At 57.3% G+C, this 12,435-nt stretch carries 10 protein-coding genes, 2 rRNA genes and 1 pseudogene; 2 read left to right on the top strand and 11 right to left on the bottom strand.

Going from position 1 to position 12,435, the window contains the following annotated elements; all coding sequences use genetic code 11:
- Positions 1-18: 18 nt before the first annotated feature.
- From TU86_RS13145 to TU86_RS13170, 6 genes and pseudogenes are all read right to left on the bottom strand, one after another.
- A complete protein-coding gene (locus tag TU86_RS13145; protein WP_048364732.1) occupies positions 19-1,464 on the bottom strand; it encodes an efflux transporter outer membrane subunit in 1,446 nt (481 codons plus the stop codon).
- Positions 1,461-2,363, bottom strand: coding sequence for an efflux RND transporter periplasmic adaptor subunit (locus TU86_RS13150; protein ID WP_048364733.1), 903 nt, complete (start codon positions 2,361-2,363; stop codon positions 1,461-1,463). The genes TU86_RS13145 and TU86_RS13150 overlap by 4 nt, the downstream gene beginning before the upstream one ends.
- Complete coding sequence (locus TU86_RS13155; RefSeq protein WP_048364734.1) at positions 2,360-2,569, bottom strand: DUF1656 domain-containing protein; 210 nt, start codon at positions 2,567-2,569, stop codon at positions 2,360-2,362. The genes TU86_RS13150 and TU86_RS13155 overlap by 4 nt, the downstream gene beginning before the upstream one ends.
- A complete protein-coding gene (locus TU86_RS13160) occupies positions 2,566-4,656 on the bottom strand; it encodes an FUSC family protein (protein ID WP_048364735.1) in 2,091 nt (696 codons plus the stop codon). The genes TU86_RS13155 and TU86_RS13160 overlap by 4 nt, the downstream gene beginning before the upstream one ends.
- A complete protein-coding gene (locus tag TU86_RS13165; RefSeq protein ID WP_048364736.1) occupies positions 4,653-5,084 on the bottom strand; it encodes a MarR family winged helix-turn-helix transcriptional regulator in 432 nt (143 codons plus the stop codon). Before TU86_RS13165 ends, TU86_RS13160 begins: the two co-directional genes overlap by 4 nt.
- A 207-nt stretch (positions 5,085-5,291) precedes the next feature.
- Positions 5,292-5,543 (bottom strand): annotated as a pseudogene (locus tag TU86_RS13170) (glycosyltransferase family 39 protein); the annotation flags it as partial.
- A gap of 179 nt (positions 5,544-5,722) precedes the next feature.
- On the opposite strand from TU86_RS13170, the gene TU86_RS13175 reads away from it, so the two are divergent.
- Positions 5,723-6,061: a hypothetical protein gene (locus TU86_RS13175; RefSeq protein WP_048364738.1), complete on the top strand. Its 339-nt coding sequence runs from the start codon at positions 5,723-5,725 to the stop codon at positions 6,059-6,061.
- A gap of 7 nt (positions 6,062-6,068) precedes the next feature.
- Here the strand turns inward: TU86_RS13175 and lapD are convergent, their stop codons facing one another.
- Together lapD and lapG are read right to left on the bottom strand one after the other, a co-directional pair.
- Positions 6,069-8,015: a cyclic di-GMP receptor LapD gene (gene lapD, locus TU86_RS13180; RefSeq protein ID WP_048364739.1), complete on the bottom strand. Its 1,947-nt coding sequence runs from the start codon at positions 8,013-8,015 to the stop codon at positions 6,069-6,071.
- Between the two features lie 12 nt (positions 8,016-8,027).
- On the bottom strand, positions 8,028-8,720 hold the full coding sequence (gene lapG / locus TU86_RS13185; RefSeq protein ID WP_048364740.1) for a cysteine protease LapG: 693 nt from the start codon (positions 8,718-8,720) through the stop codon (positions 8,028-8,030).
- A 200-nt stretch (positions 8,721-8,920) separates the two neighbouring features.
- Here lapG and TU86_RS13190 point away from each other — a divergent pair, with 200 nt between their 5' ends.
- Positions 8,921-9,625 (top strand): GntR family transcriptional regulator, encoded by a 705-nt coding sequence (locus TU86_RS13190; protein WP_048364771.1) that lies wholly within the window; start codon positions 8,921-8,923, stop codon positions 9,623-9,625.
- A gap of 36 nt (positions 9,626-9,661) precedes the next feature.
- On the opposite strand, the gene TU86_RS13195 is transcribed toward TU86_RS13190, so the two are convergent.
- The 3 genes from TU86_RS13195 to rrf (TU86_RS23860) form a co-directional block, all read right to left on the bottom strand.
- Entirely contained in the window at positions 9,662-11,539 is a 1,878-nt protein-coding gene (locus tag TU86_RS13195) for a methyl-accepting chemotaxis protein (protein WP_048364741.1), read from the bottom strand.
- Positions 11,540-12,132: 593 nt separating this feature from the next.
- Positions 12,133-12,248, bottom strand: a 5S ribosomal RNA gene (gene rrf, locus TU86_RS13200).
- Between the two features lie 107 nt (positions 12,249-12,355).
- Positions 12,356-12,435 (bottom strand): 5S ribosomal RNA (gene rrf / locus TU86_RS23860); the annotation flags it as partial.

Consider the following 12,435-nt stretch of genomic DNA (forward strand, 5'->3'; position numbering starts at 1 on the left):
CAGAGCATAGCAACGCCCTCAGGGTTTCGCGTTGGCCGGGGCTTGCGTTCGTCCACTTTCCCAGCCGCCGCCCAGGGCCAGAAACAAGTCGATTTGGCTCATGGCTACCTGGGTGTTAGCGGCCGACAGTTGCGCGCGCATGTCGGTGTAGGTGCGGGTCGCTTGCAGGTCAGCCAAAAAGGACTCGCGCCCCGCCTGAAAGAACTGATGCGTTTGATCGGCTGCGGTTTTGGCCGACGCTTCGGCTTCTGCCAAGGCATCGCGGCGCTGCAACAGCGCGGTGTATTGCACCAGGCTGGTTTGGGTTTCACGGATGGCGTTCAGAACCACACCGTCGAACTTGGCCAGCGCGCCTTGGGTGACGGCTTCGGCTTCACGAATCCGCGCCCGCGAACCGTTGGTAGGAATGGTCCAGCTCAACAGCGGGCCAAAGCCCCAGCGGTTGGTGGGTGCGGTGCCCAGGTTATCAATGATGCCGACGGTCCCGATGCTCGCGCCTATGCTGATGTCCGGGTACAGCGAGCCGGTGGCCACCCCGATTTCAGCCGTGGCCGCCGCCAGATGACGCTCTGCTTGGCGCACATCCGGGCGGCGTTTGAGCAACGCAGCGCCATCGCCCACCGGCAGCAATTGCGCGATATGCGGCAGCTCGGCGCAGGTGGCAACGCCAGCGGGCAGTTGGTCGAGCGGCTTGGCCAGCAACATCGACAAACGAAATAGGCCGGACTGGCGCAAGGCTTCGTAGCGCGGCAGTTCAGCGCGCAACGATTTGAATTGCGTCTGCGAACGGGTGACCTGGGTTTCGTCGCCGCGCCCCGCATCCCGCAACTGTTGGGTCAAGTGTGTGCTTTGCGCTTGCAGCGTGAGCGACTCTTCGGCGATGTGGTGCTCTTCGTTTGCCGCGCACACTTGGGTGTAGGCCCGAACCACGTCCGCCACCAAGGTAATGCGCGCGGTGTCGGCGGCGGCCTGCGTCGCATCGGCGTTGGCTTGTGCGGCCTCAATGCCGCGCTGCAAGGTGCCCCACAAATCGAACTGATACGAGGTGCTGATACCCAGATCACCCACGTTGGCGACCGGGACTTTATCTGCCAGCAAGAACGCTTCGCCGGACTCTTGCAAGCGCTGGGCACCCGCCTTCACCGAGCCGCTCCAGCCACCTGCCGATTGCGCTTGTTCAACTTGCGCCCGCGCCCGCGACAAGTTGGCCGCCGCGACCCGCAAGTCGGTGTTGGAGGCCAGCGCCTGGCGCACCAGTTCATTGAGTTTGGGGTCTTGATAGAGCTTCCACCAATCGGCGGGCACGGGAGCCGACATCACGTTGGCGCCCTCGCCCGCAAACTCACCCTGCACATCCGCGCGCTGCAATGCGGCGTCTTTGGGCAGGTGGTAATCAGGCCCCACCAACTGACAGCCCGACAGCAGCAAACCCAGCCCTACGGCTGCCAGGTGAACAGCTTTCATTGCGCGTTCTCCTGCGCAGGTTTGGCCTTGGGGGAGTCTTCGATGATCGAGACGGTGGCGGTACGCCCGGCGATCATGCGGAAATCTTCGGGCACGTCATCAAACACAATGCGCACGGGAATCCGTTGCGCCAAACGTACCCAGCTGAACGCCGGGTTAATGTTGGGCAGCAGGTTCTGGCCGCTGCTACGGTCACGGTCTTCGATACCGGCCACGATGCTTTCGACATGCCCGCGCAGGCGCGCATTGTCGCCAATCACGCGGATATCGACGCTTTGGCCGACGTGGATGCCGTCGAGTTTGGTTTCTTCAAAGTAGCCGTCGATGTGAAACGAACTACTGTCGACAATCGACAACACCGGGCGCCCGGCGGTCACGAACTCATTGACCCGTGGCGCACGGTCGTTGACATAGCCGTCCACCGGGCTGCGCACCACGGTGCGGTCCAGGTTGAGCTGGGCACTGTCCACGGCCACTTGAGCTTCGGTGAGGGCCGCTTGGGCGCGCATTTCGCGGGACTGGCTTTCTTCCAGTTGCTCGCGCGCGACCAGATTGCCCAACCCTTTATTACGACGGCTTTCGCGTTGCGCCTGAGCCAGGGTTTCCTTGCGGTCTGCCACGGTGGCTTGGGCCTGGCGTAAGGCCAATTTGAAACGCTCCTGATCGATCACAAACAGCACTTGATCACGGGTGACGGGCTGGTTGTCACGCACCTCAACCTGCTTGATCAAGCCCGAAACGTCGGGAGCAATTTGCACCACGTCGGCCCGGATGTGGCCGTCCCGCGTCCAGGGCGCAAACATGTAATACATCGTCATGCGCCAGACCACGACGCAGGCAAACGCCACCACCAGCAAGGTGAGAACGACGCGGCCCAAGGTCAATAAAGGTTTTTTCATGTCATCAAATATCGACTAAACGAATCCACAACGCCAAGCAGCAGAGCGTAGAGACCGACGTTGAACAAAGCCCGGTGCCAGACCAGGCGGTAAAAGTGCACACGCGTAAGCACCGCGTGAATCACCAAAAACAGTAAATAAGTGATGCCCATCAGCACCAGAAGTGTGGGCAGGAACACCCCACTGACATCCACATCACCGATCATAACGGCGCTCCATCAATGCCTTGTACATGGGGCTGGGGCAGGTCGTCGTTGTCGACGATAAATTCGACGCCGGGCAACAGCGCCAGCCGCAAACCGCTTAACGCGTGCAGCAAGTGAACGCGTGCGTCACCTTCGTCCTGCAAATCGGTGGCATTGAGCGCACGGCGCGTACGATCCATCGTCATCTGCAACCCCGCAGGCACGGGCAAGCGTTCGCCCGACATCAGGCAGGCGCGAAAATAATCGCCCACGTCACTGACCACCTGGCGCAGCAGCAGTTGCGGGCCGCCGGTCACCCGAGGCGCATACGCGAGCAGGTCCAGCAGGTTGAGCGCCACGCGCAGCTCACGCACCGCAATGCCGGTGTCTTGGCCAGTCATGGCCAGACGCGGTAAATGTTGCATCAGGCGGTCGAGCATTTGGGCGCCCATCTGCCGGTGTTCCGCCAGGGTCGCCGGCTTGGTAAGGCGTACGATGTCGCGCCAACTAAACCGTGTCAGGCGTTTGGCCGCCAGTTCAGCGCCAAAAGGCCGCGCGATGAGGGTCCACACAAACGCAAACAACAAGCCTATCGGGCCGGCCAGGTTGGCGTTCATGAACACCATGAAGTCGGCGTCGTAGGCACCTTGAATGCTGATAAACGATGCGGTGTTCACAATCGTCAGCAACGTGCCCAGATAGAAGCGCGGTTGCACGGTGAGCGTGCCGACACAAATAAAGGGCACCGCGAACGCCAGCACCAGCATCGGAAAATCATGCAGGTTGGGCAGGATCACGAACAGATACAAACTGGCGAATAACACCGACAGCGAGGTCCAGAAAAAGAACCGGTAAATCTGCGGGGCCGGGTCGTCCATCGCGGCAAAAAAACTGCACGCGACGGCCGCCAGAATCACAGCACTGGCGCCGTCGGTCCAACCGAGCAAAATCCACAACACGCACGCCACAACAATGGCGGTCACGGTGGAGAACGCCGAATAGAGCATCAGGCCGCGGTCCAGAAACGGCGTCAGGCGGCCCAGGCGCCAATGCCGATACACCGCGCGCCAGACCTCTTGATCGCCGGTGGCGATGGCTTGTTGCAAGCTGCGGCAGTCTTGCCACAAATCGATCCACTCGCCCAAGCGGTAGAGCACGTTTGACAACAACAGTTGGCGGCGATCATCGAGCGCCGCCGCGCCAGGTTGCAGCGCTTCAAGTTCGTGACGCAGGGCTTTCCAGTGCTCGACGGGCGCCCCTTGGCTTGTGCTGTCTAGCCATTGACGTGTGTGGTCGAGCAGCGGGGTCACTTTTTCCACCAGCTCGGGGGTGCGCCGTTCGAGGGCGTATAACGCATCGTCGAGGGCATCCACCACGGGCAGCAGGTGGATCATTCGCCCACGCAGTTCTTTTGTATTGCGCACGGTCTGCGGGTGCGCGCCCTCGTGGGGCAGCTGACCAATCATCAACTCAAGCGTGTTGAACGTAGCCACCATCGAGGAGCGCAAGCCGCTGGCTTTGTTCGGCTCTACATCGCGGGCCAGAAAGTGTTTGCTGTAGCTGGCAGCGTCACCCAACCACTTGCCTGCGGCATCGATAAATACCGGGGTCAAACGGCGCGGCCAGAACATGCTGCCCACAACGGCCGCGCAAACGATGCCGAGCATGATTTCTTCGGTACGCGAGATGGCAATGTCGAAAACGTTGAGCGGGTTATCGACGATGGGCAAAGCGATCATGGGCATGGTGTAGCCCGCCAGCATGAAGATGTAACTGTTGGCGGTGCGCAGGTGCAGCGACAGGAACAACAGGATGCCGGTCCACAGAGCAATCACGAGCACCAGCAAAAACGGGGTTTGCACAAACAACGGCACAAAGAACACGGCCGCCGCGGCACCCAGCAAGGTGCCGAGGGCGCGGTACACGGCCTTGGAGCTGGTTGGCCCCACGAAGGGGCTGGAAACGATATAAACCGTCGCCATCGCCCAATACGGACGCGGCATTTCCATGAGTAGGGCGATGTACAGCGCAATCATCGACGCGGCGAAAGTACGTACGCCGTAAAACCAGTCGCGGGCCGGCGGCATGCTGCTGAAAAAACCGTTCAAGAGCCGGCTCCGTCAGTCAGTTGACCGGCTGCTTCGAAAGCTTTAATCACCCGCAACGCAGCTTGCTGGTCGGCCAGCGAGATGTCGGCCAGCGCAGCGTGGCGCAACTGCACCAATTGCGCTTCAATCGCCTGCGCCAGCGCTCGGCCAGTGTCGGTGAGGCTTAAGGTCTTGGCGCGTCGGTCACTGGCGTCTTCGCAACGGCGCACATAGCCGTCTTTGCACAGTTGATCGAGCAGGCGCACCAGCGACGGACTTTCCATACCCGCAGCATGGGCGACGGTCACTTGCCGCACGCCCTCACCCAAACGCCCGATGATCAGCAGCGGCATGGCGCAGGCTTCGGAAATACCGTAGTTGATCAACGTGGTTTGGCACACGCGACGCCAATGGCGAGTCGCGACCACCATCCCGGTGCTGAGGCTCATTTGGAGTGAATCAAGAGTGTCAGGCAAGAGAAGTGTCACACAATGTTAGTTTGCTAACTATTAATACTGCGCGGCGAGCCGGTCTCAGTCAAGTGTTACAAATTAATTCTTTAACAGATGATTTATGGCTTCCAATGGCGACCGACCACGCTCGCGCCCGCATTCGCCCGTATCACAGGTCAAATATAGACGAGCCTGGGTGTCATCGAAGAGTGGGGGGTGCACATCGCGGGCGGCATGGAGCCAGATACCCGCCAGCGAGAATTGGCTCAACAGCAGGCTGGAGCCTTCGTCGCACCAGATGGCAGACGCGGTAGAACCATAAAAACGCACCGCCGAGGCGAGCAGCAAAATAGCCCAGAGCCACGGCAGACGAATCAATGTGGCCAGTACACCGTGAGGCTGCTGCGAAATACGAGGCACAGGCTCGCTGACATGGTGACTGCTAAGTACGCCCATCCTTCACCTGCTAACTGTTGAAACTGCGTAATGGGCTGTTGTAATGCGGCCAAGCGTAGGCCACAAACCCCTTTAAAAGCAGGGTCAGGCGGGCCCTCGCACGAGGAGTCTGCCGCCAATCGATTGTTGGCCTATGCTCACATCATTGTGTTCGTCGCGACCTTGAGGGGGGCTGTTCAATGTTCTACGTGCAACGTGATGCCCAAGGTGCTTTAAGTCGGGTTGATGCGCTTGAATTTGCAGGGGCCAGCGAAACGCTGCCTGCTGACCACCCTGAAATACTGGCGTGGCAAACCAATGTGATCGTTGAAAAGCGTTTGCAGCAACTGCGCCACAGTGACCTGGAAATGATCCGGGTACTCGACGACCTGATTCAGGTACTCACGCAAAAAGGGGTCATTCGTGTCACCGACTTGCCGGCGGCGGCTCAAGCCAAGTTGATGGACCGCACGCAAGCCCGTGAAGCACTCGATGGCCTGAACCATTTAATTACCGATGATGAAAGCGGGCTGATTTAACCCGGCATTACTTCCAGAGCGCGGGCGAGCCGAACAGTTGACCTTGCACGCCCCATAAACCCATGTCGCGGATAACCTTCAACTCACCTTCTGTCTCGACACGCTCAGCGATCAGCGGCAAATCAATACTGTGGGCGGCATGCTGAATCGCTTCGATAAACAGACGCTTGTCGGGCTCCTGATCGATGGCGCGGATATAACTGCTGTCGATCTTCAAATACGCGAGGCCCAGGCTCGCCAAGTTGCCGATCATGCTGAAGCGACCGCCAAAACGTTGCAGGCTCAACGAAAAGCCCAACTCACGCAGACGACGGGTGATCTGCTCCAGCACCGCTTGTTCCGGGATGTGTTCTTCGGCTATTTCCAGCGTGAGCCGAGGGCCAAGGTCACGGTTTTTATGCAGCAGGTGCATCAGTCGGTCTAGCGACTGCGGATCAGCCATAGACGTTGGCGACAGGTTCAACGCCAAGGACTGGTCGTGGTCTCGCATTTGCTCAAGTACCCGGTCAAAGATCAGGCTGTCCAGCCGGTCAGACCAGCCAAAGCGTTCCAACCAAGGCAGAAAGCGCCCCGCAGGGATCGCTTGGCCGCCATCGTCGAGCAAACGCGACATGACTTTGTAATGCAACACCATCGCGGGATTCTGAGCGGCCACGACCGGCTGGAAATACAGTTCAAAACTGCGCTGGCTCAATGCCTTCTCCAGGAGGATGTACCACGCGTGATGATCCTCGCTCACGGCCAGCCCTTCGCCTTGTTCAATGCAGACCCAACAGTGCTCGGTATGAGCATCGGCTTGTGCCAACGCTTGATCGGCTAACCCTAGCACCGCTTGTGGCGTGTCCCCGGCCACATAAGACACAACACCAATGGTGGCGATCGGTGCCAGATCCGAGGCGCCTGTGGTCTGAAGGCTGACAAAGTCTGTTTCCAGCGCCTGCGCCAGTTGCAAGGCCTCTTCGTGGACCAGGCCGGGGGCCAATACGGCAAATTCGCCCCCGCGCACACGGGTGATCATGTTGTGTGTTTCGGGGTATTTGGCGCACTGGCGCACTAACAACTGGGCAACGGCTTGCAGTAACTGATCGGTGTGTTGCCCGCCCAGGCGCTGATTGAGCCCAGCCAAATCTTTTACCCGGATCATGAGCAGATAGCCCGAACTGGCCCGCTCGCCATGCGCGACGCGGTCATGCAACTGCATGTCGAAATAACGTCGATTGGCCAGCCCGGTCAGCTTGTCCTGATAAGACTCGATGCGCAGGCGTTCGCTGCGTTCGGCCTGCTCCTGGAACAGGGCTTTGAGTTTTTCGACCATTTGGTTCATGGCTTGCACCACGCGGCGCAGTTCCGGAGTGCGCGGCAGTTCAGGCAGGCTGAGAAACTCTCGCCGGGCAATGGCTTGAGACTGTTCAACCATATAATCCAGCGGCTTGAGCTGACGACGCAGCAGCAAAGCACCCAGTATCGCGCTCACAACACCGCAGAGCAGCAACCACGCCAGGCTGCCCAATGCACTTTGCCAAAGCTTGGCGAGGGCAAACATGGGATGGCTGACCACCTCTACCCGTGCAGCTTGCTCCCAACCGCGACTGACAATGGCATCGCCGCCGGCCGGTTCCAGACCGATCAGGTTGACGAACCATGACGGTACCTGGCTGCTATTGGGTGTCGCGCTGCGTTCGACCAGGACCTTGCCGTCCTTTGCATCGACCACCCGAATGCTGGCGTAGTAACCACTGTCGAAAATCGAGCTGACCATTAATTCGGTCATGGCGGGATCGTCGATGTTGGGGGTCAAGGACACGGCCAATGCGGTGGCAGCATCCTGAGCATGGGAGCGCAGTTGGTTGACGTATTGCGCACGCGAGCTTTCAAGGCTGACCATAAAGCTGCCACTGAAGGCGATCACCAGAAACAAACAGATCGCAATTAACAGTTGTTTGAACAGGGACATGGTTGCTCCAGGTTATTGGCTCGTCTCAATCGGAAAACCTTCTGCCTGCATTTTTTTCAGTACATCCTGCCAGCGAGACAAACGTTTGGTGTCGCCCACTTTCTTGGTGTTATTGGCGCCCGGTAGCCAGAGGCCTTGTGCATTGAAAGAATAGACCGGTAACAAGTCAGTGCGCTGGTTGGCGGGTTTGATGGCGTCCATCAAACTGTCGAGTACCAGCGGCATGGCATTGGGGCTTGGGTAGTAGGTGAGCACCATGTGCGCGCGGTTCAGGCTCAGGGCTTTTACGTACGTGATTTGCAGCTTCTCACTGGGTACACCCAGGTGCCGGAGGCTGAAATACTTGGCGATCGCGTAGTCTTCACAATCACCCGCGCCTTTCCAGAGCGCTTGAATGGGTGTGGCCCAGTAATCCTCCTGATGCCACAAATCGATGTCTTCGCGGTATTTGAGCTGTGCGTTGAAGAACTGGTTAACCACCCGCAGCTTTTCAGCTTCTGGGATTTGTTTTTGGGTGGCTAATAACTGTTGCCAGGCATCAATCCGTTTGCGGCCCTCGCCCAGGGGCCCGTAAAGCGTTTCGGCACGGCGGCTGATCACGGAAAAATCCCAATCAGCGTGCAAGCCGCCCAGCAAGGTGCCAGCCAGCAACAAGGCTGTTAACAACCAGCGCAAGGGTAAAGGAAGGCTAAACCGGCGAGCCAACTGCGTATTCCATCAAGCTGCACCTAAGAAGAATCTGTGCAAAGTGAGCCCACAAACAAAAAAAGACAATGGCACCTTGCGATCACTGGGAGTGTAGTCGCGTTAAACTTGCTGTAACGAGGTTTGACAAGGATTCGGTCTGTACCTACTTTGAATTGGATCCAAATAAGCAGCTGGTTATCAGCCATGGGTGCGCCAACGTGGCCGTCAAACTAAACCCCTTAAGCAGTATCGAAGTGCACGCTCCGGTTGCGGCTCATCAAGCCCGTTCGGTGATAGAAGAATCCTTGCGCACCGCCATCCTTGATGGACGCCTGCCCTGTGGCACTGCCATTCGACAGGAGGCGCTGGCTACGTTGTTTGGTGTGAGCCGCATGCCGGTGCGCGAGGCACTGCGTCAGCTTGAAGCTCAAGGCTTACTGCGCGTGGAGCAGCACAAAGGCGCGGTGGTAGCTCCCTTGATTGAGGACAGTTCGCTGGAGTCTTACCAACTTCGTTTATTGTTGGAATCCGAGGCACTGCGCTTGTCAGTGCCTTTATTGGATGAACAGGACTTTGCAGACGCCGCAGCGTATATCCAGGCGCTGGAAGTCGAAACAGACTTGAGCAAAGTGGGTACCCTCAATCGTTTGTTCCACCAAGCGCTCTACAACAAAGCACCCAACAAGAAGCTCTTGGCGTTAGTGAACGCTGGCTTGGTGGAAGAAGAGCGCTTTTTGCGTTTTAACCTGCAACAAATGAACTTGGGACCGCTGGCTCAGGATGATCACCGCGCCCTGTTGCAACTGGCCCGCGGGCGTGAGGTGCAAGCGTGTGTCAAAGAGCTGGAGCTTCATTTACACCGGGCTGTTAAAGCAATCACTCAGTATCTGGGCAACCAAAAACAAAACAGCCCTGACGTTTAAAACGACAGGGCTGTGGATAACTAACCGCGCGTTGAATCAGATTTTGAAGCTGTCGACCAACTGCTTCAGGCGGCTGGCTTGTTGCGACAAAGCATCGCAATCTTTGAGCGTTTCGTTGAGATTAACCACACCTTGCTGGTTCAGTAGGTTGATCTGGTTGATATCGACGTTGAGCGTTTCAACTACAGCCGTCTGTTCTTCAGTCGCGGCTGCGACCGACTGGTTCATGCCGTCAATTTCTTCGATACGCTGAGTCACGCTGATCAAACGGGCGCCGGCCTGGTTGGCCACCTCAACGCTCTCTTCACTGGAAACCTGACTGGCGTTCATGGTAGTCACCGCTTCTCGCGAGCCCACTTGCAGCGAAGTGATCATTTTATGGATCTCTTCTGCCGACTCCTGAGTGCGGTGAGCAAGGTTGCGCACCTCATCCGCTACAACAGCGAAACCACGACCCGCTTCACCCGCACGCGCGGCTTCAATGGCGGCATTGAGGGCCAACAGGTTGGTTTGCTGGGAAATCCCTTTGATCACGTCCAGGATATGGCCAATGTTGTCGGTGCTGGCATTCAGGGTTTCGATCTGAGCGCAGGACAAGCTAATTTTCTGCGACAGCTCGGTCATGGCCTGAATGGTCTGTTCAACCACCTGGCGCCCATCATCCGCTTGCTCACTTGCGCCGCTGGCGTGCTGCGAAGCATCGGCCGCGTTGCGCGCGATTTCTTGTGTGGCAGCACCTAACTCGTTGATGGCGGCAGCAACGCTGTTGGTACGCGCACTTTGCTCATCCGAACCCAGGATCGAAGCATTGGACGACGCCATCACCCGCTGGGACAAATCATGCACCTGACGGGTTGCCGAAGACACTTCGGAAATCGATGCGTGAATACGCTCTACAAACTGGTTGAAAGAGCTGGCCAGCAAGCCGAACTCGTCTTTGCTCTCAATCACCAAGCGACGGGTCAGGTCACCTTCGCCTTGCGCAATGTCCTGCATCGCGCGGCCCATCGTAGTCAAAGGACGCATCAGGAACTGAATCAACAGACTCAGCAGCACAGCAATCACGGCGACCGCAATAAACATCGCGATAAATGCAGAGGTACGGAATTTAGATAGCGGTGCGTAAGCTTTCTCTTTATCGAGCGATTGCCCGATATACCAATCCGCAGGCAAACCGGTTACAGGCGTGAAGGACATAATCCGCTCATAGCCATTGAGGCGCACTTCCTGGATGCCTTTCTGAATGCGTAGCGCACTCGACGGGTAGATATCCTTCAGGTTTTTCATAACCTGATCTTTTTCAGGACTCACGATTACCTGGCCGTCACCGCTGACCAGGAACGCGTAGCCCAAACCGCCTGAATCGACCGAGTTGATGATTTTTACCAAGCTGTCCAGGCTCAAATCGCCACCGACAACACCCAGCAACTCACCGTTCTTTTTGACTGGCATTGCGATGGTCACGATCAAACCACCGACTGCTGCCATATACGGCGGTGTCAGCATGGTTTGACCGGCAATGACACCTTGCTTGTACCACGGCCGCTCACGCGGATCGTAACCGTCTGGCATCTTGGCGTCTGGGCGTTGGGTAAACACGCCGTTGGCCTGACCCACATAGGTAAATTGAAAGTTCGACGTGAAGGCGGGCTGATCAACCAACCCAGGCAAATCAGCCTGGCTGCCTTGATGCGCCACATTTTGCGCGAGGCTTTCGAGTACCAGAATACGCCCAGTCAGCCAATTTTGAACGCTGCTGGCAGTCAGGTTGCCAGCTTGTTGCACTGACGACTCGATGTTTTGCTTGATGGTGTTTCGCTGCAGGTAGTCGTTGTACAACGTGAACAACGCAAACGCCAGAACCACGACGCCTGAAGCGGCCAGAAGGATTTTATGGCTGAACTTGAGATTCATTTCATGGGACTTCTTATGCCAGGAGTGGGGATGCGTACGGGTGTGACATTCCGTGTAACAGCGCAGGCAGCCTTTTTCCGGCAGCTCTACTAAAGCACGCATTGCTCAAGAGGCTGTCGGCACCAACCTCGGAAAACTTAGCCATTTGTGATGGCATTTTGTTTAATCCGACGAAAGATAAATCCTTGGTGTTCAAAATCAGGCGCACACGGCCATTCAGCGAGAACACAAGGCAGGTTACGTTTTTGGCGGGCGGATGCTGAGCGGGCGCTGTGTGCGGTTTGCACAGCGCTTAGGCGGCTCAATCGGGGCGTGAACGGATTCCCTGAACTGGTACGTCGCTGGTTCGTTGCGAGTTGGAAGACGCGCAGAAGCGCTGATGGATTTGTATGTCTACTTGAAAGAGGTAATGGCTCGACTGTCAACGCAGCGGGCTGGCGGAGCCAGGGAATTGTTGCCGCATCATTGGCAATCGATTGAGTTACGCAGGACGGGAACCGAGCGTGGGGCGGCCAGGGCCGCAATCTTAAGATTTATCGTGCTCAAAAACAAAACCCCTGTCTGCGTGAGCAAACAGGGGTTTTGGAATTCAATCTTGACGATGACCTACTCTCACATGGGGAAACCCCACACTACCATCGGCGATGCATCGTTTCACTGCTGAGTTCGGGATGGGATCAGGTGGTTCCAATGCTCTATGGTCGTCAAGAAATTCTGTGACAGATCCGTTAGTGAATAACGTGTCTGTGAAAACTTGGTACTTCTATAAAAACAAAATCCCCATCTGCGTGAGCAGACAGGGATTCTGGAATTTAATCTTGACGATGACCTACTCTCACATGGGGAAACCCCACACTACCATCGGCGATGCATCGTTTCACTACTGAGTTCGGGAT

Origin of the sequence: Pseudomonas weihenstephanensis (assembly GCF_001043055.1) — a bacterium.
Classification (GTDB): Bacteria; Pseudomonadota; Gammaproteobacteria; order Pseudomonadales; family Pseudomonadaceae; genus Aquipseudomonas; species Aquipseudomonas weihenstephanensis.

What these genes read in the sequence shown, in the direction of transcription:
- TU86_RS13145 (WP_048364732.1), bottom strand. Translation starts at nt 1,464, where the DNA reads ATGAAAGCTGTTCACCTGGCAGCCGTAGGGCTGGGTTTGCTGCTGTCG.
- TU86_RS13150 (WP_048364733.1), bottom strand. Translation starts at nt 2,363, where the DNA reads ATGAAAAAACCTTTATTGACCTTGGGCCGCGTCGTTCTCACCTTGCTG.
- TU86_RS13155 (WP_048364734.1), bottom strand. Translation starts at nt 2,569, where the DNA reads ATGATCGGTGATGTGGATGTCAGTGGGGTGTTCCTGCCCACACTTCTG.
- TU86_RS13165 (WP_048364736.1), bottom strand. Translation starts at nt 5,084, where the DNA reads ATGAGCCTCAGCACCGGGATGGTGGTCGCGACTCGCCATTGGCGTCGC.
- TU86_RS13175 (WP_048364738.1), top strand. Translation starts at nt 5,723, where the DNA reads ATGTTCTACGTGCAACGTGATGCCCAAGGTGCTTTAAGTCGGGTTGAT.
- lapD (WP_048364739.1), bottom strand. Translation starts at nt 8,015, where the DNA reads ATGTCCCTGTTCAAACAACTGTTAATTGCGATCTGTTTGTTTCTGGTG.
- TU86_RS13195 (WP_048364741.1), bottom strand. Translation starts at nt 11,539, where the DNA reads ATGAATCTCAAGTTCAGCCATAAAATCCTTCTGGCCGCTTCAGGCGTC.